The sequence below is a fragment of the Soonwooa sp. genome (assembly GCF_030151385.1).
Taxonomy (GTDB): Bacteria; Bacteroidota; Bacteroidia; order Flavobacteriales; family Weeksellaceae; genus Soonwooa.
The window spans coordinates 1-23,609 of the sequence record NZ_JASLDS010000074.1; the positions used below are offsets into that span (position 1 = coordinate 1).

Consider the following 23,609-nt stretch of genomic DNA (forward strand, 5'->3'; position numbering starts at 1 on the left):
ACAAATGCTTCAGCAGAAAGTTTCAATGCCAAAATCAAAAACTTCAGATTACAACTTCGCGGCGTAAAAGATAGATCCTTTTTTCTATTTAGATTATCCAATCTTTTTGCTTAGTCCCCAGGTTTTGTTCTTGATCCAAAACTATGAGGTTTTGCTTTGGAAGCGAGGGACACGCCCAAAATAAAAAAATCCCGAAACTTATTAAGTATCGGGATTTTGGTTAAAGTCTAAAACTTTAATTATTTTTTTAACTCTTCAAGAAACTCGTCGTGAGAGATTTTTGTTTCTTTTTTAGTTGCTTTATCTAGGATAGCATCTTTTAATTTTGCCATACCAACTTCTGAAGAAATTTGACGGATTTGGTTTTCGTCTTTCAACATTTCAACCGCATATTTTTGTACTTCTTCGTCAGATAAGTGGTGGATACCGTAGATTGCTAACTGATTTCTAACCAACTGCTCAGCTTGTGCCAAGATGTCGTTGTAGTCTAAAGAAATTTCGTTTTGCGTCATCAACTTACCTTCTAAGATTTGGTATTTGATTTGGTTTTTCTCGTTTTCAAGAATTTCTTTCGCTTGCTCTTCAGATTGGATGTTTTGATTAGAGAACATTAACCATTTTGTTAAGAAAGCTTCAGGAAGTTTAACTTCTTCTTTTTCAGAAACTTGTTCTAAAATTTTGTTAACGAAGTGTACGTCAGCGTTTTGTTGGAAGTACTCGTCCAATTCTTTTTTAACACGCTCTTTAAGTTCTTCTTCAGACTTAATTTCATCTTTACCATAAACTTTGTCGAACAATTCTTGGTTAAGTTCTGCCAAGTCTAAACCGTAGATATCTTTAACAGTTACCTCAACTTCGTTGTGGTGCATGTTTTCAGCTTCGTCTTTAGTGATACCTAATTCTTTAGCTAGCTCTTCTTTAGCTACTAAATCTTCTTTAGAAACTTTTACAGATCCGTCTTTTTTAAGAGACTTCACTAGGTCGTATACTGCCTTAGTTTCTTTGTTAGCTGTAACGTGCTTAGGCGCGTGGTTGTGCTCACCTTCTGCACCTTCTTCAACAACTTGCTTCACTTCTAGAGCGATGTAAGAATCTTTTCCGATTTTGTCTTGCTCTACACGCTCAGCAAAACGCTTTTGCATGTTTTCTACACTTGTAGTGATTTCTTTGTCAGACGCTTCAACTTTGTAGTGTGGCGCTTCGTATTTTGCAAGATCGATTGTCAATTCTGGCTCGTAACCAACTTCGAAAGCTACAGTTACTTGGTCAGCGTTGTAGTCTAACTCGTTAACAGGAAGTGGAACTGGTTGACCTACCAATCTCAATTTGTTATCATTAACATAAGCGTTAAGCGCTTCAGAGATTTGCTTGTTGATTTCTTCAAAAGCGATACCAGCTTCATATTGTTTTTTAACCATGCTTAATGGCACTTTTCCTTTTCTGAATCCAGGAACTTGCGCATTTTTTGCGTAGTTAATCAAAGTCTTGTCTACTTTTTCTTTGTAATCTGATTTATCCAAAGTTACAGTAAGTAATGCACTTACTTCGTCATGGTTTTTTGCTGTAACGTTCATTATTAATTAATTGAAATTTTAGTTTGCAAAAATAATCAAAAAAGAGCGATTTGCAAAATTAATCAAGGGACTAATCTTATCAAATCGCTCATAAAATATGTTAATTTTAATCTTTTTGAAGTTTTGACTTAGATTTCTTCAAAAAAACTGATAATTAATATCTTAGTTCGTGATACCGAAAGTTGCTTCAGCATCTGTCTCGCCACCAGTTACACTTCCCCAAGCTGTACCACTTAGGTTTTCGTTAGCCGAAGCAGGCTCGTGGATTAATGTCATTATTAATTTTGGAGAAGAGTCTTTTACTGCTTTTACAACTGTCCATTTTGTTTTTAGACCAACACGGATACCTTTTTTGTTGGGTGTGTCTAGACGCTCCAATTGGATGTCAGATTTTGGAAAGTTGTAAATCATGAAATGCTCGTCTTTTGCCATTTCGATTTCGCTAGTTACATCTTCGCTACCATTCATGAATTGAGCAGTAACTTCGTAGCTTTTACCGTCCTCTAATTTTAGAGATGGCGCCGCGCCAGATCCTACGCTGTAATTATAATCTTGGACATCATTGGTTGTTAAATTCTTAACATGCAAAACAATATTAGTAAGTTCTTCTTGTGGAAGATCATCTGCTTCGAAATCGTTTCCTCGGTTACAAGATACGATGCTGAAACTTAATAATGTTAATACGAATAATGTGCTTAATGTTCTGATTGATAATATGTTTTTCATTTTGATTTGTTTTAAACCGTTTTTTATTTTGAAGTAAAATTCGTCAGTTCGAGTGGTTTTTCAAAATGTGTTTTTGAAAAATTGTATCGAGAATAGAATTTTATTTTTTTGATAATAGTTTCAAAATGCTCAACGGATTTGTTAAAAAAAGTTTAATTAAAATTTGAAATATTGATACTAAAAATTGTATCTGAAATTGATGATAATATTGCGTCCCATATCATCTGAGAAATATCTAAGACGGTTGAGATAATCGCGATAAGCTTTGTCAAATAGATTCTGAACCGTTACACCAGCCGAAAGATTTTTTGTTAAATTAAATCCTGCTTGGATGTTCCAAAGACTGTAAGCTGGAGGAGGCGTGCTAAAATCTACTGTTTTTGTTACTTCGACACCTCCTTCATAAAACGTAATTTCTGAATTATGAATCGGGAAACGATTTTGTCTTAAAACCGTTCTGTTTTCTAAATTAACGTAGAAATTTTTCCAATCTTTACGTTGAAATTCCAAACTATTGCTAAAGTTGGTTGGCATCATCAAGATCAAAGGCTCGTCGTTGGTTGTGTCTTGTCCATAAAGATAAGCGCCACATCCACGATAGGTAAGGTTGTCTGTCAGATGAAGATTAATATCCACATCGACACCAAACATTTTTGCATTGATTTGACGGTATTCCCAAACAGGGAAAGGTCCAACTTGTGTCGCTTGCTGAATGCCTGTCGGAATCTGATTGATGAAATTATTGGTGATGAAATAATATGGATTGATACTAAAATCAAAACCTTTCAATACATCAGCTTTTCCGTCAATCAACAAATTGAATTGATGTCCAGATTCGTTCTGCAAACGCATATTTCCTTTCTCGATAATGGCGGCAGAATGGTGCAGACCTTCAGCAAAAAGCTCCGCAATATTTGGTGTTCTTTCTACTTTTGCGTAATTAAATTTCACTCCGAAATTTGGGCTAGCTTTCCAGTCAATTCCAACATTGTAAGAAAAATTTTGGAAGTTAAGAATTGGATTTGTCAATACGCGATTTTGATACGTTCGCACATAAAATTGCGAAAAATCTTGTGCATAATTAGTCATCCAATCTTTGTAGTCATACCATTTTACAACATTGTATTTGGTGACATCATAACGTGCACCAGCTTCCACATTTAGGTTTGATAAAAGTTTGTATTTAAAAATAGAATACAAACCGCCAGAATATTTATCATAGTTAGGCACCAAACGTCTGGCTTGGGTTTTCGGATTCGAATAATTGTTTTGATACATTAAATCAATTCCTGTTTCCAAAGACCATTTTTCGCGCTCCAAAAGATCATTAATATTGAATTGATTAGTAATCAGTTCCAAATCCAAACTCGGGATTGCGTTTAGCTCTCCACGACGAAGATCATATTCTTTTCTATGATTATATTGGAAGCTATAAGATGCTGATATTTTACCTAAATTTTCAAAACGCTTAAAGGCTGAAACTTTCGCAATATGATGTTCGATTTCTTGTCTTGGATTGTCAATCGAATAACTAAAATCGCGCATATACAAAGGTTCTGGTGCTGTCATCGCTAGATAAAAATCTTTGTCATTACCAACATGCGAACCTCGGAAAATTCCTAGATTTTGATTCGTGACATAATAGTCAAACGAAATCCCTTGCTTGAATTCATTCTTTTGAACAGTAAAGTTAAAAGATGAAAACTCGCTTCCGGTGTTCATCAAACCATAGTTAGGTGCTGACAAGTCGCCAAGCTTTTTGTAGCTTCCATTGGTTTTGATCGCCCAACCATTTTCCCAAGTTTTTAAAACCTTTAGGTCAACGCCGAGTCCACGGCCATTGGAGATTCCTGTAAGATTGGCAGTTCCACCGATGCTGTCTTTCTTTTTATAAATTTCGGGTTCCAAAACTACAACACCACCAACAGCGTCCGTTCCGTATTTGAGGGCGGAAGCGCCTTTTATCACATCGATGTGTTCAAAATTGGTGATGTCAACATTAGGTGCATGTTCTACGCCCCATTCTTGTTCTGCCAATTTTACACCATTGTTGATAATGGAAATTCGGCTGCCGTACATACCGTGGATAATCGGTTTTGCAATGCTGTTTCCGGTTCTCAAAGTTCCAACACCAGAGATTTTGGTCAAGAGATTGCCAAGATTTTCGGTGGAATTTCGCTCGATGTTTTCTTTATCCAAGGTTTTGATGATGATTGCGCCTTTGGATTTGTGTGGTGCATGTATTGTAATGCTTGCAATTTCTTCGGTGTGATGCTCCAACAGAATTTCCAAATGTAGATTTTTGTTAAGTTCTATTTTGGATTCGTAAGCGTCACATTTTGGGTGTGTTACGATGATTTCGTAAGTCCCAGCTTTGATGTTTGAAATTGAAAAATTACCTTTTGCATCCGTTTTTGTAGAAAGACTTCCCACGACTACTGTCGCATCACTCAATGCGCTTTTGTCATGAAAATCTTTTACGACGCCTTCTACTTTGTAGCTAGATTGCGCCATTGCTAATGTTGTCCCCAAAAGGAGAAACATTAGATTGAATATTGTTTTCATTAAATTGAATTTCAGTATAACATATCCAAAAGGGAAAACCCAAATGGAGTGAATTTAATTGCTATTATGACTGAAAAACGGGAGGGCCTCGCAAATAGAGGCTGGTAATATTGTAATTGAAAAAGCTTGGTCGCAAAACTGCAAATTCTTGCTTTTCCGAAAAAGTTTTGATTGTTGAAAATTCAAAATCGAGTGGTTCGATGCTGTGGTTGGTGGTCAAAAAATGACAAGCCAAACAGTCATTAGCACTCGTGAATTTTTCTAAAGAATTTTTCTCGAACTTTACTTCTTTCGAATTAGAAAAGTTAAGTTGAAATTCGGAATGGTGTTGATGTAAGTAAGGCGAAAAAACAAGCAACAGCAAATAAAGTCCAGCTATAAAACTGGATATTATTGATTTTTGTTGTTGGTTTTTTCTAAACATCATTACAAAGTTAGTGTTTTTAAGATTTACTTAAATAAATTTAAAAACAATTATGTTGTGTATTTTGAAATAAAATTCGTCAGTTCGAGTGATTTTTCAAAATGCAATATTGAAAAATTTTATCGAGAACAGAATTTTATCTTCAAAAACTCGGTTCTCGATACAAAATTCCCTTTGGGATTTTACTCGAACTGACGTTTTTTTGATAAAATTTCTAAATACACAAACTGAATCGTTATTATATGTCTCTAAAAATTAAAATTTGTTACGATTATTTTTCGGAATCAAAATAAAGACGGTAATATTTACCTTTTTCGTCTTGTCCAGTTTCTAGTTTGTCGCGATCGCCGTGGACGTATATGTGGAAGTTTTTGTCAAGCTTAATCACTGATTTGAAGTGACGTTGTTGCTTTTTAACTGCTGATTGATTGATTGGGAAATCTTCCGAAATGCTAACTTGCATATCGTTTTCGTAATCGGTTTTGAAGTTTGAAAAACTTTCGATAACGTGTTCGTCTACCAAAATTTCGTTGACGAAATCATCGTATTTGAATTCTTCTTTTTCCTTGAAAAAGTTAATGGACTTGTTAAGAAAGTCCGCTTGGTCAGCTCTGGAAACTTCAAATTCTTGAGGCAATTGTGTCGTGATATAATCTTTGTAAACCGCCAAAGTCTCTTGCGTGTGGAAGAAGTCGTTGTCGCGTTGTTTTACTTTTAAAAAATCCTCGAACCAATAATACATATCACCGTTTTTGTTGTTGTCAACAACGGATAAGATGTAACCAGATTCTTTATCATTATTATAAATCAATGCTGCTTTGTCAATTTTTGAAAGGCCGATTCCGAAATCTCTTTCAACTTCAAAAGATTCGTTTTGAGGATAAATTTTGAGGAAAGCTTCTCTTTTTTCGGTTTTGAAAATTCCGATTTTGTCGATTTTTCCACCTTCTGGGTCTTCTTCGGAATCAAAGAATACGATGAAAACTTCGCCATTTTGAACGCGCGGATTTTCGGCAGCTTCGTAAAGATGTTTTGCGATGTTTTCGGATTCCCAAAGAAATTTGCTTTTGTCTTCAAAAATTTCGGCAACCGAACTATACACAGGATTGTTAACCAAATAAGTGTCGCTATAAAACTGAAATTGCTCTTCGGATTTGAAAGCGTTAAGGAAGTAATTTCCTAACATCTCCTTCATATCTTCGTGCAGCTCTAGCTCTTCCTGAGAAAGGATTAACGGATCACCATTGATTTTGTTACCAACTTTGTGTACAACTATTTTAGAAAACATGTTTATAAACTTTTAGGATTGCAAAGATAGGAATCAGAAATTAAGATTCTGTTTAAAATTCTACTGAAATATATTTTTTGAGTATTAAGAGCTTGTTTAAAAATTTTACCGAAATATATTTTACCCTATTTAGAACTTCTTTGATAAGATTTAAGTAGGTTCTAAAATTCTATTTCAATTTTGTGGAGGTTTTCTTTTTTTGAGAAATCTGTCAACGGATGCGTGAGGGCGAAGCGCATTGTTGGAGCTCGTTAATTTTGGACGCTGAGCGGAGCCGAAGCGTCACTTCGACTCCGCCCAGTGACCATTTCCTTGCTTCGCTTAGCGTCCATAAAAATTAACAGCGACTGCGCGTAGACCGACGCTTTGCTTTGGGTGAGCGATGGCAAGCGGCACGCCCAAAAATGATTGAAACAAGACTTAGTATTATAAAGTGTATTAAAATTTTTACGTAAATAGTTAATATGTTAGAAAAATATTAAAGTTTTCTAAACAAGATTGAATGGCTGGAATTATTCTTGTTGTGTTGGAAGTACAAGTAATATTAATTTTAAAATAGAAAAGTTATGAAAGTGAATAGCATGAACATTAAAAATCTAGTATTAGGAGTATTGGTTTTGGGCGCGACAAGTTTTGGTTATGCGCAGACGTCTGTGAAGAAAACTGCGGAGCTGCAAGTGGCGCGACAGCAGTCGAATCCAGCGATTGAAACGCTGAAAAAGCAAGTCGAAGCGAATCCTCAAGATAATAATGCTTTGGTAAATCTAGCGGTTGCCTATCAGGATGCAAAAGATTGGAATAATGCTTTGGAAACTTGGAAAAAAGTGTCGACAGTGTTGCCAGATTGGGCGCCTTCTTTCTATAGCCAAGGTTATGTGTACCAATCGTTGAAAGATGTGCCAAATGCGACGACTGCTTATCAAAAATATATTGATTTGGTGAAGCCTGAAGATGTGGAATCGAGTAAGAAAAACTTGGCCTACGCTCATTTTTTTGTAGCGTACTCACAATTTGAAAATAACAAAGATGAAGCAAAAAAGAACATCGCAAAATCCTTGGAATATGACCCAACGAATGCTGATGCTCTGAAATTAAAAGAAGCTTTGGCTAAATAAAGTGTGTTTTTAGTTTATTTAGAAACGAATCCTCAAGTTAATTCTTGGGGATTTTTTTGTTTTTTGGATTGAGAGGAAATGATTAATCAATCGTTTGATTTTTGACTTTTCATTTATTGGTCGATGTTTTTGATTTTGATTTATTGAATTTTATTAATTTGTTATTAAAATAATATTAAATGTGGCGTATTTTTTCGAATTGTTAATAACGGTGTTGATTTATTTCTTTACTTTAATGATTAATATTTATCCTAAAGTTTTTTTGAAATGAACACTAAAATTATTAATAATTATGCGAGGCTGTCCTCCATTCACTTTAGACCAAAAATAATAACCTTTACCTAACTCCTCTCCAATAATGGTATTATACACCATCAGACCTTCCTTTGGTTCTGTTCTGATTGGCGCATAATTTGTCTTAGAAGTCAATGCTACTTGCGGAATTGAAACTCCCTTTTTTACGCCTCGATATCCCACTTGTAGGGATGCTGACAAATCTTCTTTACCTTTTTCGACATTGACCTGAACTTGTGCATTAGAATGCGACCAACCCAACATCAAACCTACACCAACTGCATTTATAATTAATTTCCTCATGTTTCTATTGGTTAAATTCTACTAGCAAATAATTAAATCCTACACCATCTTTTGATGTTAAACTACAATCTTCATTGGTCCATGTTCTAGCTGCACTGCTTATGGGACTAACTCTAACGCAACCACTTGTTGTCGTCGGCGTTCCAGCCGCAAAGTTTACTTGTACCGTTGATGAGTTTGACCAATTAATTTTTGACTTTTCTCCAGTCACCCAAGCAAACTCGATTGGATTACCAGGATAAGAAATAACATTATAACCAATCCAGATATTATTATCAGAATTTCCACCAATTCCCATGAGATTAGACTTAATTTTTCCCCATTCAAAATCCGTTGTAATAACAGGAAGATAACCATAGATAGCTTTCGTAAGGTTAAATGCTGTCTCCCATGACACATTTTTATCCAAATCGTAGCCACAATAAGAATGTTTTTGAGAACCAACAAACTGATCCAAAATTTCGAAACACTTAAATTGTGTAGCCGTCACATCACCAAGAGAAAACTTTTTTGGAGCTGTATCTTTACTTCCACTAGGACCATATCCAAGTATTGAAGCAAACATCAAGTCGGAGTCATCATCATATCTTTCTTTGGTTTTGTTAACAAATGGCAACCATTCTTCAGTTAACGAATTCCAATAATAATAACCCTTCGGAAAATCCTCGGTATCGGTTGTATTAAAAACCAGCAAACCGTCTTTGGCATCAACAATTGAACTTGTATCTTTTTTATCAATCAGCGCGATACTTGGCGCCAAAAATCCTTTTGTCGTATGCGACATATCCAAAATTGAACTTTCATCAGGCTCGGATGTGTCAATACCTACTTGCGCTATCATTGAATTAAAAACAAAACAACTCACGATCAGCGTAAACTTCTCCATATATAATTACACTTTAACTTTCTTAGACAAATTTAACATTTTTATCCAAGACAATCATAAGCGTTTACATTTAATTAATTCATACAAAACAATGTTAAAAATAAAAATTATTAATATTTTTAACCACAACAATTTATATAATTAATAATTTAACAAATGTTAATTTGAAGATATTTTACGTAAAAACAATAGATAAATGAATAAAGAAAACCCAAATCCAACAAAAACAAAAACTGAATAACTACAAGTGAATACAATGTGATTATTTATCAAGCTCCGCCATCGTCAAAACCAAGAGAAAATAAACCACATCTCTAGAAAATCAAAAAAAAAAAAAAAGAACTAATTATTATTTGTCACAGAATATTGCACAGCTTTCTGCCCATCCAAAAGAATATCTTTAGAAAATCGCATTCCACACTTTTCCAATACCGAAACTGAAGCAACATTGTCCGCCATTGCTCGACCAATAATTTGTTTAAGATTTAAAACCGAAAATCCATACTCAACACAAGCTTTAGCAGTTTCAGTGGCAATACCTTGATTCCAAAATTCTTCGAAAATCCTAAAACCTAAATCAACCTCATCAGTTTCGGGATGAAACTTCAATCCACACCAACCTACAAATTGCCCAGTATCTTTAGTAACAATTGCCCAACGGCCAAAACCATAGTTTTTGTATTCCTTATAATTTGATAGAAAAACGTGCGCTTCTTCAACAGTTTCAAAAGCGCTGTCACCAGTATATTTTAGAACATTCGGATTAGCATTTAATGCATAAAAAGATTCGGCGTCATCAGTATTTAATTCACGAAGATAAAAGCGGGAACTTTCTAAAATCACTTTCATAAAACCTCTTCAATACGTTGATGTATTTTATTAAGAACAAATTCGTCACCGTTTTCCATGCCCAACATTTTCTGGGCCAAAGGACTTTCTTCCGAAATCGCATAAAAACGGTCGCCTTCAAAGAAAAACTCACCCAACGAAATCGAAATATAGAAACGTGCTTTATTTGTAATAACCACCGAGCCCAACTGCACCTTTTCAAACTCCGTATTCACAACTTTCGCCATGGACTTCTGCATCGCATATAGTCCCGCCAATTGCTTTTGGAGCTGATAGATTTCCTCCTGAGCTTCCTCCCGAATACTATCATACTTCGGCGTTTTCTTAATATCTCGACTTGCTTCAATCGTAAACTGAATGAAATTTTCCAATTTTTCAATCTTGTCAGAAATCAATTTCAAAACAAAATTCCGCAAGTCTTTTTTCTCAACAACATTGTGATTCATAGGATAAAAATAGCAAAAGAATTTTAATTCAAAACCTGAATTTACAATCTAAAAAAATATCATTACAAAAGATCTTGATTTGGGCGTCTTTTCCAGCTGTCATTAGTCGCTTTTTTGTAAGGTCACTGAGCGGAGCCGAAGCCACCTTACAAAAAGAGCTCCAACATGCCGTTCCATCTGGGACGCAATTTTGTCATAATTTCACATTTGGGCACTATCTTTGAAAAGTACAATCAAATTTAAAGAACTAAGACTCTAGATTTGAAATTTGAAACATTAATCTTAACACTTAAAAGAAATACCTTGTACTTTGTACATCATACATTAATACAAAAAATATGAACATACTTACACAAAATTTCGATACAGCTTATCATACTGCCCCATTCGAGCAAATCAAAAACGAAGATTATCTTCCTGCATTCAAGCAACTTATCGGAGATTCCGAAAAGGAAATCAACGACATCGTCAACAATCCAGAAGCACCGACATTCTCGAATACAATTGAAGCTTTAGCTTATTCAGGTGAGAAATTGGATGTCGTTTCTAATATTTTTTTCAATTTAAATTCAGCCGAAACCAGCGACGAACTTCAACAAATTGCTCAAGAAGTATCGCCACTTTTAACGGAATATTCTTCAAAGATTTCTCAAAACGAAGCTTTATTCAATAGAATTAAGAAAGTTTATGACGACAAATCAAAATACAATCTCAACGAAGAGCAACAAATGCTTTTGGATGAAACCTACAAAGGTTTCGTGAGAAGTGGCGCATTGTTAAACGACGCCGACAACCTCGACGAATTATACAAAGGTTTAAGATGGAAAAATTGGAGAGAAGACACTTCAAAACTCAATGGAGACAAGGTTTTTAATTTCTATCCGTTTTTATGGACAAAAGAAGGAAAAAACATTGAAAACGATTCTCGAAAAGCAATCTCTGTAGAAGAACAATATCACTTAAACATTGATTTTAAAAAGCAATTATCTAAATAAGAAAATTGTGAGATAGTTTGATTTAGAATTTAGAATAGAAGGAAGTTTCTAAATGTACATGTTTGTTTTCGAAAAAAGAAAGCAAACATTTTTTTTAATTCAATGTAACAAACCTAACTTCTCAATTGTCCTATTAGAAATAAAAACCGATAATGCGCAAACAATTTCTTTTCGGATACTTTTTCATTGCTTCGTTTTATTACGCTCAAAGTATTGAGGGGCAAATAACTAATGCGAACAAAAAATCAATAAGCGACGCCGAAGTTACTTTAACCCAAGGAAAAAACAAATCTTATTTCATTACCGATTCGGAGGGAAAATTTAAAATAAACACCAAAGAAAATGGCGAATTTCAACTTGAAGTTTTCCAAGATGGAACAAGTGTGTACTCCGAAAAAGTAAATATCATGGGTGATATTATAAAAAATATTACCATCGCGGAAGCAAAATCCACTGAAACAAAAATTGACGGCGTACAAATTGTTGCCAAGAAAAAACTAATCGAAAGAAAAGTTGACAGAATGGTTTTTAATGTGGAAAATTCTGTTGCTGCTCAAGGTTTGGACGCTTTTGAAGCACTTGGAAAAACGCCGATGTTGCGAACGACTGACAAAGCAATTTCAATCGCGGGAAAAAGCAATGTTGCCGTGATGGTCAACGATAAAATCATCAATCTTTCTGGTGACGACCTCATCAATTATCTTAAAACCTTGCGTTCCGACGACATCGCCAAAATCGAAATCATAACCACGCCTCCCGCAAAATACGAAGCCGAAGGAAGAAGTGGTTTAATCAACATTATTTTAAAAAAGAATACGAGTCTCGGATGGAATGCCTCTCTGCAAAGTTCGGGAACTTACTACTTTGGAAAACCAACTGTTTCGCACACAAATGGTGTCACTTTTAATTATCAAGGTAAAAAATTGTCGATTTCCAGTAGTTTGTCGGAAGGCGAATTTTATTGGAATCAAAAATCTTATACGCACAATCTCAACAATAATAATGATGGTTTTTGGAATACCGATTCGCAATGGTTTAACAATTTCAAAAATAAAGGAGGTAACATAAAAGCGGAATACAAGCTGAATGACAAAAATACCATTGGTTTCAATTATAATTATTCGCATAATAAAAACAGTGAGAAAGCGAAGAACTCAACTAAAATTTTAGATGAAAATGGCGCACGTTCTTTCCTTTCAGATGGTGATAATCTAAACATCAGAAATATTCACAATGCCAACGCATTTTACGATATCAAAATCGATTCTGCGGGTGGTAAACTAAGTTTTTCGGGCAACTTGATGATGAACAATGCCAACGCTAACAATTATTATAACACCATTGAAACCTCAGGAACCGCATCAACTTTTGCCAACCCTATTCTCAAATACAAAATTTATTCTGGGCAAGCAGATTTAGAAAAGACGATTTCTAAAGTAAAATTGGAAACGGGAGTAAAATACACGAAAATTGAGAACAATTCTAATTTTAATTTTTTCGATATTCAGAATGGAGAATTCGTACCGAATTTAGACCGAAGCAATGTTTTTAATTATAATGAAGAAAATTATGCTGCATACGCTTCTGGAAGTTTTAAAATCAATGAAAAGTGGGATGCAAAAGCAGGTTTGCGCTACGAATACACCAAGCTGAATGGTTTTTCGGTTACCGATAATGTAACCAACGAAAATCAATATGGCAAGTTTTTCCCAACGGCTTACATCAGTTACAAACCGAGCGACGACCACACTTTTTCTGCCAATTATTCAAGGAGAATTAGCCGACCCTATTTTAATAATTTGAATCCTTTTAAATATTACAATTCTGAGTTTGAATTTAATACTGGAAATCCATATTTAAGACCGATTTTCACAGATAGTTTTGAGTTGGCTTATGTTTTAAAAAGTAATTTCAGCGCTACAGCTTTTTACAATTACAACAAAGATTCTTACGATAGAATACAATTTATCGATAACGGCATAAAGCACAATACAGTTCTCAATTTTTATAATGAAAGTCAGGCAGGAATTAACCTAAGCTACAATTTCAATAAATTTAAATGGTTGGAATCGAGCATTTTTGTAAACGGATTTTATTCCAAATCAAAGTCGTTTATTCCTGATGCGATTGCAGAACTTTCGGGTTATGGCGCCAGTTACAGCTTAGACAATAGTTTTTTCTTAAACAAGGATAAAACGTTCACATTCTTATTTGGTTTTTGGGGCGATTTGCCGAACAAAGTTGGAAACACGTCTTTCCAAGGCAAATTTTCGGCGTATTCTGGATTTAAGTTGAGTTTAATGGATAAGAAATTATTAATCAATGCGACTTTAGATGACGTTTTCAATACCGAGCGTTCCAAAGGCGTTGAGTATTATCAAAATTTCAATTCAGCGTATTATTACAAAGGAATAAGCAGAAGTTTTAATCTTTCACTGACTTACAAATTCGGAAATAACAACGTAAAAGGCGCAACCAAAGAGGTTAAATTCGAAGAAAAAAGCAGAGCGGGAGGATAAGGTTTTTGAAATAAAATTGTACATTTCATCACTCAATTTTTGAGGTTAAAATTTTAATACAATGGAAAACGACGCAATCAAATACATTAACTCACATAATCTTATTGGAATAAAAGCAGGAAACGAGCGCGACACTTTTCTTGAAATTTGGATGGTAACAGTTGACAACAGAATTTTTGCCCGTTCTTGGGGTTTTGCGGAAAGAAGTTGGTACAACACTTTTCTAAGTGACCCGAATGGCGAAATAAAATGTGGCAGTCAAGTTTTTAAAATAAAAGCCGAAATTCCTAAGGATTTAGACAGTTTAAACGAAAAAATTAGTCAAGCTTATCTGGACAAATACGATTCTGGTGACAATTCTTATTACGCCAAAGGAATAACAGAACAAAGCCATGTCGAAAAAACAATGGAATTCATTTTAGTCTAATTCAAAATTTAAAAACATGATTTGTCCTTGCTGCTCTGGAAAAACCTACGAAGAATGTTGCGAACCTTATCACAAAGGCGAAAAATTTGCGCCAACCGCCGAAGCTTTGATGCGCTCGCGCTTTTCTGCATTCGCGATTCCAAACGGAGACTATCTTTGGGAGACAACACTTCCCGCAAAACATAAATTCCATGATAAAGCCGAACTTCAAGAATGGGGCGAAATAAACACTTGGACAAAATTAGAAATTGTCAGAACGCCAGCACTTAACCAAGTCGAGTTCAAAGCTCATTATACTTACCAAGATGGCAAAGCCCAAGTCCATCACGAATTCTCGTACTTCCAACCTGTGAAAGGTCGTTGGTATTATGTTTCAGGAGATTTCATGGGTGATTAAATTAGTAAAATAGCCTTGACATTTTTTGAGCTTTTAAATATTTAAAATTTTATTCCAGATTTTTCTTTTTCTGTCTCAAAACATATAAGTACAAACTCTCAACCTTAGCACGTGCCCAAGGCGTTTTGCGAAGAAATTTTAGCGAAGATGACACACTAGGATTTTCAGCTGTAAAACAGCGAATGTTAATTTGTTTTCCCAACTCGCCATAACCTTTGTAGTATTCGAGAAGTTCTTCGAGAATCGTGTCCAAGCGTTTTCCGTGAAGTGGATCTTTAGAAGTTTCCATTTTTTTGAGCGAATTTAGTATTTTAATTTTAGAGCCTATTAAAATTTTTAAACAGACTCTTATTTAATTCAATAAAAAAGCCATCGAAAATTACTCTCGATGGCTTTTGAAAAACATTAAAAAGTCACACTTAACTTGCTAAACACATATCGTCCATTCTGTCCAAACTGCGATGTAGAACGAGAATAGACAAATTGATCGTTATTAGAAGAGAAAGGCAAATTCTTTGTCGGATAGATATCAAATAGATTATTCGCACCAATTGTCAAATTAAAATTCTTGTTGATATTATAACCAATCGACAAATCGGTGATTATCTTATCCGAAATTAATTGATGTTCGTTTGGAAGTGTGATTCCATCGAAGTTAGCATCCACAATGTCAGCACCCCAAACTTTTCCGTAGTAGGTATTTCTCAAGTAAAAATTAAAATCATTCCAAGATAAATTATGTGAAAGACTCGCCTTAACCTTTGGCACAGAATCTTCGAGATAGACACGCGATTTTTCAGAGAAATAAACATTTTCTAAACCTGCCTTTTTCAGTAAATCAGAAGCATGAATATCACCAACTTTCTGAGTTTTGGTAAGGTTAATTGCGAAATCATTATTTAATTTGAACGCACCTGTTCTATAATTATGACTTACCACCACATCCAAACCTTTGGTCTGCGTATCAATGGAATTGGCAAAAAACTGAGCCGCGTTGACATTCGCTCTGTCTAACTCGTCTCTAACAGCAAGCAAATTCGGGTTTGCCTCAATCTGCTTATCAGTCGGTCGTGAGAACTGATCCGTCAACACAATTCGGTTATCAATTTTAATGAAATAAGCGTCGGCAGTAATATTTAAATTAAGTGCTGGAATCTTGTATGTAAAACCTGCACTCACGGATTTTGAAGTTTCTTGTTTTAAACTCGGAATCCCAAAACCTTTTGCAATTTGAGAATCGTTACTAAAAGTCCCAACTTCTTTTAATTCTCCATTGATAAATAAAGTCGAAGTCGTGTTGTAATAAATCTGATGAATAGACGGCGCACGGAATCCTGTCGATCCTGCAAAACGAAAATTTAGCTGATCTGTAAGTTTTATTCGAGACGCCAATTTATAGTTAAAAGTCGATCCAAAATCCGAATAATTCTCGTAACGTAACGCGGCATCCACCAACAACCAGTCCGTGAAGTTAAATTCGGTGTCAGCGTAAGCTGCATAAGAATTTCTGCTTTTGTCAGTTTTATTTTCATTTCTAAAACCAGCAAAAACTTGAGAACCGCCAGGCAAAGCATTTCCGAAGAAATCTGTTGGATTAACAGAAGTCAGTGTCTGTGGATTTCCATAAATATCATAAGCCGTGTAAGAAGCTTCCACACCTGGATTTATTTTGAAATTTTCATGGCGTTGTTCCAATCCAAAAGCAAGATTCAAACCTTTGAAAACATCAAAAGATTTATTAAAATCTAAATTAACTGTGTTTTGTAAAAATGCTAAACCTCCAGCTTTAAAAGACGACGGCGATGCAAATCTCAAACTGGTATTGCCTGTATTTTTAATGGTATAATCAAAACTATTTTGACCGAAAGTATTACTAAGATCAATATTCCAACCATCCAACTTTCCTTTAACACCAGTTGACAAAGACACATCTTGGATGTTTGTATCAATTTGAGGCAAATATCCATCAAGGTACAATCCAGTAAAAGTTCTTGATTGTGATGGACGTCTGAAAAATCCTCCTGACGAACCATTTCTTGTTGAATATCCTCCGAAAGTGTAGACTTTCCAATCATCAGATATTGGCACTTCGATATTCGCAAACAATTGATGGCTATTAAGTTTGGATTGTCCAACTTGCATGTTAAAATCTTTTCTTGTTAAGCCGCGATATGCCAACTCTTGATCTGTAAAATAATTCAGTTGATCTTTTGAAAAAGCATTGGGATTAAGTACAGATTGTAGCGCCGAAATATTATTAGCAGATTGGATTTTCGACTGCAACTCGCCACCAAAATAACTAACACCTTGCGCATATTGGTGTATTAAATTCACAAAATCTTGTTCGCCAGCAGAACCTTTTAATTGTCCAATATTGCTAAAATAAGACGACAAGTTCACACCATTTTCGGCAGCTCTTTTTTCGATAGCGTTATAGGCATTGTAAATCGGATCACTTTCTGTCCCTGCTCTTCTCGTTGGTTCACGGAATTGCGAAGACCAAGTAATGTTGAAAAAACCTCCTTTGTTACCGATTTTGTTACCGTAATTCAAATCCACTTGAAACTGCTGTCCATCATAATTCCCAGTATGATCGTTAGCAGCAGGCGTCAAATAGCCACCATAATTAAACTGTCCTGTCAACTTTCCAGTATCGCGTTTCAGTTGTAAGTTGAGGACACCTGCAATCGCGTCCGATCCATATTGCGCCGATGCACCATCACGAAGAACTTCGATTCTATTGAGCGCAAAAGCAGGAATTGCGTTAAGGTCAGTCCCAACAGTTCCTCTTCCTGGCGTACCATTAACATTGATTAAAGCAGAAGTATGTCTTCGTTTTCCATTAATCAAAACTAAAGTTTGGTCTGGTCCCAAACCTCGTAATTGTGCAGGATCTAAGTGATCCGTTCCATCAGCATTGGTCTGGATGGTCGATGTAAAAGATGGCGCGATTGAATTAAGAATTTGGTTGATATTAGTTTGTGGCAATGATTCTTGCAAAGCTTTTAGGTTAAACACATCCACAGGCACAGGACTGTCCGCTTTTGACCGTCCTCCACTTCTAGAGCCAACGATTACCACTTCATCAATCTGTTTAGCAGAAGTTGTATCTTTTGGTTTTGCAACTTCCTGAGCTTGAATAGAATAAACTCCTGAAAAGAAAACAACGGCTGTCGTAACAACCACTTGTTTTCCTCGATTAAAATTAATTTTAGATTTCATATTTTAAAAATTTACGTTTAAGTTTAGAGCAAAAAAAAACTTCTTCCAGCCAAAGCTGAAAGAAGTTATTATAGACAGGTATCCTAAATACCCGACAAATATCGTATTTCAACTTATCTTCCCTTTTTTCAAAGGCTGAATGTAACACCTTACCAAATTTTGGCAGGTTGTTAAGACATCAATGGGTCAGATCCCTCCGTCTTTCTTAATAAGTATGACAACAACTAGTAATCATGGTGCAAACTTAGGTAGAATAAATTTTTAACCGAAAATTTTTCAACATGACAAAAATCACATCAATTGTAAGGTGTTGCAAATCAAATATTTAAAACACTATCCAAAGCATATAAAACATAAAACCAAAACTTTAGTTTTACGGATTTCCTTTTTATTTTCCTTTTAAACTTCACTATCTTAGCCGTACTGAACATTTTTTAAAAATGAGCCGAAATACCGATTCTAACAGAAAAGCACACAAAAAGAAAATCGACCAAAAGAAGCGTAAAGCGCAAGAAGCCGAAGAAAAACGAAAGCTTCGCTTGAAGGAGATTAGACAAAGCTTTAACGACAAACTAAACCAGCAAGAAGACGACAAAGAATGAAGATTTTACATACCGCCGATTGGCACCTCGGAAAACGACTCGACAGATTCTCCCGATTGGAAGAACAAGTTTCGGCAATGAACGAAATCGTCGAAATTGCTGATCAACAAAAGGTTGATTTAGTTTTGGTGGCTGGCGATTTATTTGACAATTTTAATCCAAGCGTCGAAGCCGTAGAACTTTTTTATAAAACTTTAAAAAGACTTTCCAACAACGGAAAACGTCCTGTTGTAGCTATTTCAGGCAACCATGATTCACCAAGTTTAATTGACGCTCCTGATCCTTTGGCGCGTGAATGTGGTATTATATTGGTTGGTTATCCGAATGCAAAAATTCAGGAATTCGAATTGGAGAATTTTGAAGTTTCAAAGTCGGCTGCAGGTTTTCTTGAGTTAAAAATAAATGGAATTGATTTTCCAATCCGCATTTTGCATACGCCTTACGCCAACGAAGTTAGGTTAAAACAATACTTGGGCGAAAATAAGGAAGATGCGCTAAATGAAGTTTTAGCCGAAAACTGGAAATCTTTAGCAGATGAATTCTGTGACGAAAATGGTATAAATCTTCTCATGGCGCATTTGTACATGAACAAGCGCGGTGCCGAATTTCTGGAAGAGCCTGAAGGTGAAAAACCAATTAAAATCGGTAATGCGGACATGATTTTTTCGGATGCAATTCCAAATCAAATTCAATATACTGCTTTGGGACATTTGCATGCTTATAGAAATATCGGTACAGAAGAAAAACCAGTTACTTACAGCTCTTCACCATTGTCATATAGCTTTTCGGAGGCTGGACAAACTAAATATGTTTCGATTATTGATGCACAACCCAATCAAAATGTCTCAGTTGAAAAAATCGAATTAAAATCTGGAAAAGCACTTCATCGTAAGACTTTTGATTCCGTTGAAAATGCCATTTCTTGGCTTTCCGAGAATCCAGAAACTTTGGTAGAACTTACTTTGGAAAGTGAAACTTTTCTAAAAGCCGAAGATCGAAAATTACTTTATCAATCGCATTCTGGCATTGTGCATTTAATTCCGAAAGTTAAAAATCAGGATTCTCAGCAGAAGCCAATAACGGAAATAAATCTTAATCAAGATATAAAAGAACTTTTCAAGGATTATTTTAAATCCAAAAACGCTAACCAAGAACCCAACGACGAGATTATGGATTTGTTTAATGAAATTCAGAAAGAATAAAGATTTCTATGCAAAATTCTTATGTATACATATTACTTTGTTCTGATGACAGTTTTTACGTTGGTGTAACCTCGGACGTCTACCAAAGACTCATGGAACATCAAGAAGGTAAGCATTTTGGATCTTACACATATTCGAGAAGACCCGTAACTTTAGTCTATTATTGTGAATTTACAGATATTAATCTTTCAATTTCCTTTGAAAAGAAAATCAAAAAATGGTCTAAAGCTAAAAAGCAAGCTTTGATTGATGGCAGATTTGACGATTTACCGAATCTTGCAAAAAAGAATTTTAAAAAGTAACTTCATGATATTTAAAAATAATAGTAAAGTTCTCGATACGATTTTTTCAAAATCTACTCGAACTGACGCCTGTAACAATGTTACCGACTAAGAAAATTTACATAAATTTTGTTTCTCAAACTATTTAAACACAACGTCAGTTCGAGTAGTGTAGCGTATCGAGAACTTTAATTAAATGCATAACTAACAACTATCATAAGTATTTAAAACACATCGTCAGTTCGAGTAGCGCAGCGTATCGAGAACTTTAATTAAACAAAACATGATTCCACAAAAACTAACTATAGAAGGACTTTATTCGTATCAGGAGCGTCAAAGTATCGATTTCAGCAATCTGACAGATGCTGGATTGTTCGGGATTTTCGGAGCGGTTGGTTCGGGAAAATCTTCAATTTTGGAAGCGATTTCTTTTGCGTTGTATGGCGAAACGGAACGTCTTAATTCACGCGACAAACGCGCTTATAATATGATGAATTTAAAATCAAATCGTTCTTACATCGAATTTGATTTTGTCAATCACGAAAACAAATTATTCCGTGCCACACGAGAGTTTAAACGAAATTCCAAAAACTTCGAAGATGTAAAACCTGCCTCTTCCATTTTCTACGAGTACAAAAATGGAACATGGGAACCTTTGGAACACACGGATGCTGAAAGCATTATTGGACTAAATTATACCAATTTCAAACGGACGATAATTATTCCACAAGGGCAGTTCAAGGAGTTTTTGGAATTGGGAGCGAAGGAAAGAACCGATATGATAAAGGAAATCTTCAATCTTTATCGATTCGATTTGCAAGATAAAGTAACGGTTCTCAACAAGAAAAACCAATCTGACCTCGACCAACTCGAAGGCAAACTTTCTGGTTTTGAAATGATTTCGGAGGAAGAAATTTCTGCGCAAAAAGAGAATTTAACCCAAGCTAAAAATGTTCAAGAAAATTTAAAACTTGAATTTGATAAAATTTCGGTTCATTTCCAACAATTAAAAAACCTAAAATCCGATTTTCAATTACTTTCGAAAAAGGAAAACGACTTTGCTGATTTAGAACAAAACAAAGAAAGCATCGATAAAAAGGAAAAGCAGTTAAATCTTTATCAATCGACTTTTAAGCTTTTTCACGAAGACACAAAAGAGAAAACCAGAACCGAATCTCAGATAAAATCCGCACAGGATCAACTGAAATCAGTTGAAGAAAAGCATAAATTATTAAGCGAAAAATCTCACAAACTTGAAGTTTCAAAAAAAGAACTTCAACCCAAAATTGATGCTTTATCACAACAGAAAGTTTTGGAGCAAGATTTACAATTTCTTTATTTAATTAAGGAAAGCGAGAAAAAATTAACTGATAACGAAAATGCAACTATTGAAGGTGAAAAATTTGTAAAAGAATTCCAAAGCAAAGAAGAAGCAACTTCTACAAAAATCCAAACGCAGGAAAAGGAGATTCAGGATTTGAAATCTGGGTTAATTCCGTCGCAAAGTTTAATTGAAGCTGGCGATTGGTTTTCGAAAAGTCAGAATTTAAAACAAAATTTAGCCAAAGAACAAAAAAGCTTAGTCGACAATAACTCGAACATAAAATCTTTGGACGACAAACTTCAAAAGCTTGATGTAGAAAAGCTTTCCAAAGATATTTCAGATTTAAAAGAAGAAAAAGAAAAGCTTCAAAATCAGAAAAACCAATTAGAAGTTTCCAAACAACTTTCACATTATTCCACCGAATTGCAGGACGGAAAAGCTTGTCCGCTGTGTGGTTCCGAGCACCATCCATCGATTGCGGTTTTTGAAGATGTTAGCAAAGATTTAGAAAGTTTGGAAACACAACTTTCAGCTTCTTCAAAACAAATCGAAATTTTAGAAAATCAAACTAAAGAAGTCGATAAGATTTTGCAAGAAAAAAACTTGGTTTCGCAACAAGGAAAACTAATTCAGAATTCCATTGATAGCATTACCAATCAAATTTCGGAACTCGAAAAAAGCTTCGCTTGGAAAGAATTTTCGAAGGATAATTACGACGCATTTCTTGATTTAAAATCGAAAAATCAATCGAAAGAAAAGGAAATTCAAGATTATGAAAAAGCGCTGCAAGAATCGCGAACAGAATTAGAGTTTATACGTAAAAAGCTTCAACAAGCCAACGACCGTTTTAAAGCGATTGCAGACCAAAACCTCGAATTCAAAACCAAAATCGCGAGCAACACGGCACTTTTAAGAGATTTGAATCCACAAGATTATTCTGATAAAACAGAAACCGACATTCAGTCTCAGCTTGAAAAATTAAAGCAAGAAAATGTCGAAATTGAGCAAAAAGCAACACGACTTCAAACGGAAATTCAGGAAGTTAATCTGCAATTAAGTTCAGAAAACTCGAAGCGTGAGCAAGTTTTATCACAAGTTTCGGAACTCAATTCTCATTTTGACAAAGTTCAAAAACAACTCACTGAAAATTTAACAAAGTCAGCTTTTAACAACTTTGACCAAGTTTTAGAAATCCTAAAACAAGATTTGGACGAGCAAAATATTCAGCAGGAAATTCAGCAGTTCAAAATTCAACATGGAACTTTAAAAAGCGAAATTCAGAATCTAAAGGAAAAACTAAAAGACTTTTCTTTTAACGAAACTCAATTCGTGGAAACCGAAAATCTCTTTAAAACCAAAGAATCCGAACTTGCAGAAGCCAATAAATTGGCTATCCAAATCGCCGCAGAAATCACTCGTTTGGAACAAGAATTCAAGAAAAAAGAAGATTTATTGAAAGAGCAAGCCGCACTTTCTAAACGAGCAGACAACTTAAAAACCATGACCAATCTATTTAAAGGTGCTGGTTTTGTACAATTTGTTTCGTCCATCTATTTGCGCCAATTGTGTGACCACGCCAACGAACGATTCCACCGAATGACACGTAATCAATTGAGTTTGCAACTGAATGACAACAACGATTTCGAAATCATCGATTACCTCAACGAAGGACGTAGTCGAAGTGTCAAGACTTTGTCTGGTGGTCAGGCTTTCCAAGTTTCGTTGAGTTTAGCGCTGGCTTTGGCAGAATCCGTTCAATCCAATGCAAAAGCCGAAAAGAATTTCTTCTTTATCGACGAAGGATTCGGAACGCAAGATGTAGAATCTGTCAATGTGGTTTTCGAAACCTTAATGAACCTCCAAAAAGAAAACCGAATCGTCGGCATTATTTCCCATGTCGAAGAACTAAAAGAGCGTATTCCAATGTCACTAAGCATCGAGAAAGACGAGGAAAGAGGAAGTCTTATCCAACTTAACACATAAAAAAAGTCACTCCAAAAAGGAGTGACTTTATATTTTTTTCTTAACGCAAAGACAAACAAAGATTTAATTCAAAAAATTTTTATTAAGTGAGACAAAGCCACTTCGTTTAATATAAGTAAAACAAAATTGTATTTCCTCAAAAGAGTTTTACGCCTTTGTTTTTCTTTAAACTTCAAAGATTGAATAG

20 protein-coding genes, 1 pseudogene and 1 riboswitch are annotated in these 23,609 nt (G+C 35.0%); of the genes and pseudogenes, 10 read left to right on the forward strand and 11 right to left on the reverse strand.

The genetic code is table 11. From position 1 onward, the window contains the following. Positions 1–114: pseudogene (locus Q1V95_RS15745) on the forward strand (DDE transposase); the annotation flags it as partial. A 125-nt stretch (positions 115–239) separates the two neighbouring features. Here Q1V95_RS15745 and Q1V95_RS15750 read toward each other — a convergent pair. The 5 genes from Q1V95_RS15750 to Q1V95_RS15770 form a co-directional block, all read right to left on the reverse strand. Then, positions 240–1,574, reverse strand: coding sequence for a trigger factor (locus tag Q1V95_RS15750; protein ID WP_300675673.1), 1,335 nt, complete (start codon positions 1,572–1,574; stop codon positions 240–242). A gap of 162 nt (positions 1,575–1,736) precedes the next feature. Then, positions 1,737–2,300, reverse strand: a complete 564-nt coding sequence (locus Q1V95_RS15755; RefSeq protein ID WP_300675674.1) for a hypothetical protein — start codon at positions 2,298–2,300, stop codon at positions 1,737–1,739. Between the two features lie 177 nt (positions 2,301–2,477). Continuing rightward, a complete protein-coding gene (locus Q1V95_RS15760) occupies positions 2,478–4,865 on the reverse strand; it encodes a TonB-dependent receptor (protein ID WP_300675675.1) in 2,388 nt (795 codons plus the stop codon). 64 nt (positions 4,866–4,929) lie between these two features. Then, the gene (locus Q1V95_RS15765; protein WP_300675676.1) at positions 4,930–5,292 is read right to left on the reverse strand and encodes a hypothetical protein; all 363 of its coding nucleotides are present in this window, start codon (positions 5,290–5,292) and stop codon (positions 4,930–4,932) included. A gap of 268 nt (positions 5,293–5,560) precedes the next feature. Continuing rightward, positions 5,561–6,577 (reverse strand): nucleoid-associated protein, encoded by a 1,017-nt coding sequence (locus Q1V95_RS15770; RefSeq protein WP_300675677.1) that lies wholly within the window; start codon positions 6,575–6,577, stop codon positions 5,561–5,563. A gap of 566 nt (positions 6,578–7,143) precedes the next feature. On the opposite strand from Q1V95_RS15770, the gene Q1V95_RS15775 reads away from it, so the two are divergent. Further along, the gene (locus tag Q1V95_RS15775; RefSeq protein WP_300675678.1) at positions 7,144–7,692 is read left to right on the forward strand and encodes a tetratricopeptide repeat protein; all 549 of its coding nucleotides are present in this window, start codon (positions 7,144–7,146) and stop codon (positions 7,690–7,692) included. A gap of 246 nt (positions 7,693–7,938) precedes the next feature. Here Q1V95_RS15775 and Q1V95_RS15780 read toward each other — a convergent pair whose 3' ends face one another. The 4 genes from Q1V95_RS15780 to Q1V95_RS15795 all read right to left on the reverse strand — a co-directional run bounded on the left by Q1V95_RS15780 (position 7,939) and on the right by Q1V95_RS15795 (position 10,470). After that, a complete protein-coding gene (locus Q1V95_RS15780) occupies positions 7,939–8,289 on the reverse strand; it encodes a hypothetical protein (RefSeq protein WP_300675679.1) in 351 nt (116 codons plus the stop codon). Between the two features lie 4 nt (positions 8,290–8,293). Continuing rightward, positions 8,294–9,130: a hypothetical protein gene (locus tag Q1V95_RS15785; protein WP_300675680.1), complete on the reverse strand. Its 837-nt coding sequence runs from the start codon at positions 9,128–9,130 to the stop codon at positions 8,294–8,296. Positions 9,131–9,517: 387 nt separating this feature from the next. Then, a complete protein-coding gene (locus tag Q1V95_RS15790; RefSeq protein WP_300675681.1) occupies positions 9,518–10,024 on the reverse strand; it encodes a GNAT family N-acetyltransferase in 507 nt (168 codons plus the stop codon). Next, entirely contained in the window at positions 10,021–10,470 is a 450-nt protein-coding gene (locus tag Q1V95_RS15795; protein ID WP_300675682.1) for a hypothetical protein, read from the reverse strand. The genes Q1V95_RS15790 and Q1V95_RS15795 overlap by 4 nt, the downstream gene beginning before the upstream one ends. Before the next feature lie 338 nt (positions 10,471–10,808). On the opposite strand from Q1V95_RS15795, the gene Q1V95_RS15800 reads away from it, so the two are divergent. The 4 genes from Q1V95_RS15800 (at position 10,809) to Q1V95_RS15815 (ending at position 14,808) form a co-directional block, all read left to right on the forward strand. Next, entirely contained in the window at positions 10,809–11,465 is a 657-nt protein-coding gene (locus tag Q1V95_RS15800) for a DUF2625 family protein (RefSeq protein WP_300675683.1), read from the forward strand. Positions 11,466–11,617: 152 nt separating this feature from the next. Continuing rightward, a complete protein-coding gene (locus tag Q1V95_RS15805; protein ID WP_300675684.1) occupies positions 11,618–13,984 on the forward strand; it encodes an outer membrane beta-barrel family protein in 2,367 nt (788 codons plus the stop codon). A 61-nt stretch (positions 13,985–14,045) separates the two neighbouring features. After that, positions 14,046–14,411, forward strand: coding sequence for a DUF2255 family protein (locus tag Q1V95_RS15810; protein ID WP_300675685.1), 366 nt, complete (start codon positions 14,046–14,048; stop codon positions 14,409–14,411). A 16-nt stretch (positions 14,412–14,427) separates the two neighbouring features. After that, entirely contained in the window at positions 14,428–14,808 is a 381-nt protein-coding gene (locus tag Q1V95_RS15815; RefSeq protein ID WP_300675686.1) for a YchJ family protein, read from the forward strand. A 49-nt stretch (positions 14,809–14,857) separates the two neighbouring features. On the opposite strand, the gene Q1V95_RS15820 is transcribed toward Q1V95_RS15815, so the two are convergent. Both Q1V95_RS15820 and Q1V95_RS15825 read right to left on the reverse strand, forming a co-directional pair. Beyond that, on the reverse strand, positions 14,858–15,097 hold the full coding sequence (locus Q1V95_RS15820; protein ID WP_300675687.1) for a VF530 family protein: 240 nt from the start codon (positions 15,095–15,097) through the stop codon (positions 14,858–14,860). A gap of 116 nt (positions 15,098–15,213) precedes the next feature. Next, positions 15,214–18,030: a TonB-dependent receptor gene (locus Q1V95_RS15825; protein ID WP_300675688.1), complete on the reverse strand. Its 2,817-nt coding sequence runs from the start codon at positions 18,028–18,030 to the stop codon at positions 15,214–15,216. 110 nt (positions 18,031–18,140) lie between these two features. Beyond that, positions 18,141–18,245: riboswitch (SAM riboswitch) on the reverse strand. A 225-nt stretch (positions 18,246–18,470) separates the two neighbouring features. Between Q1V95_RS15825 and Q1V95_RS15830 the strand changes: the two genes are divergently transcribed. From Q1V95_RS15830 to Q1V95_RS15845, 4 genes are all read left to right on the forward strand, one after another. Beyond that, on the forward strand, positions 18,471–18,632 hold the full coding sequence (locus Q1V95_RS15830) for a hypothetical protein (RefSeq protein WP_300675689.1): 162 nt from the start codon (positions 18,471–18,473) through the stop codon (positions 18,630–18,632). Continuing rightward, positions 18,629–19,834 carry an exonuclease subunit SbcD gene (sbcD, locus tag Q1V95_RS15835; RefSeq protein ID WP_300675690.1) on the forward strand — a complete coding sequence of 402 codons (1,206 nt, stop codon included), beginning with the start codon at positions 18,629–18,631 and terminating at the stop codon, positions 19,832–19,834. Before Q1V95_RS15830 ends, sbcD begins: the two co-directional genes overlap by 4 nt. An 8-nt stretch (positions 19,835–19,842) precedes the next feature. Further along, complete coding sequence (locus Q1V95_RS15840; protein WP_300675691.1) at positions 19,843–20,136, forward strand: GIY-YIG nuclease family protein; 294 nt, start codon at positions 19,843–19,845, stop codon at positions 20,134–20,136. A gap of 262 nt (positions 20,137–20,398) precedes the next feature. Beyond that, positions 20,399–23,422, forward strand: a complete 3,024-nt coding sequence (locus Q1V95_RS15845) for an SMC family ATPase (RefSeq protein WP_300675692.1) — start codon at positions 20,399–20,401, stop codon at positions 23,420–23,422. Positions 23,423–23,609 lie beyond the last annotated feature (187 nt).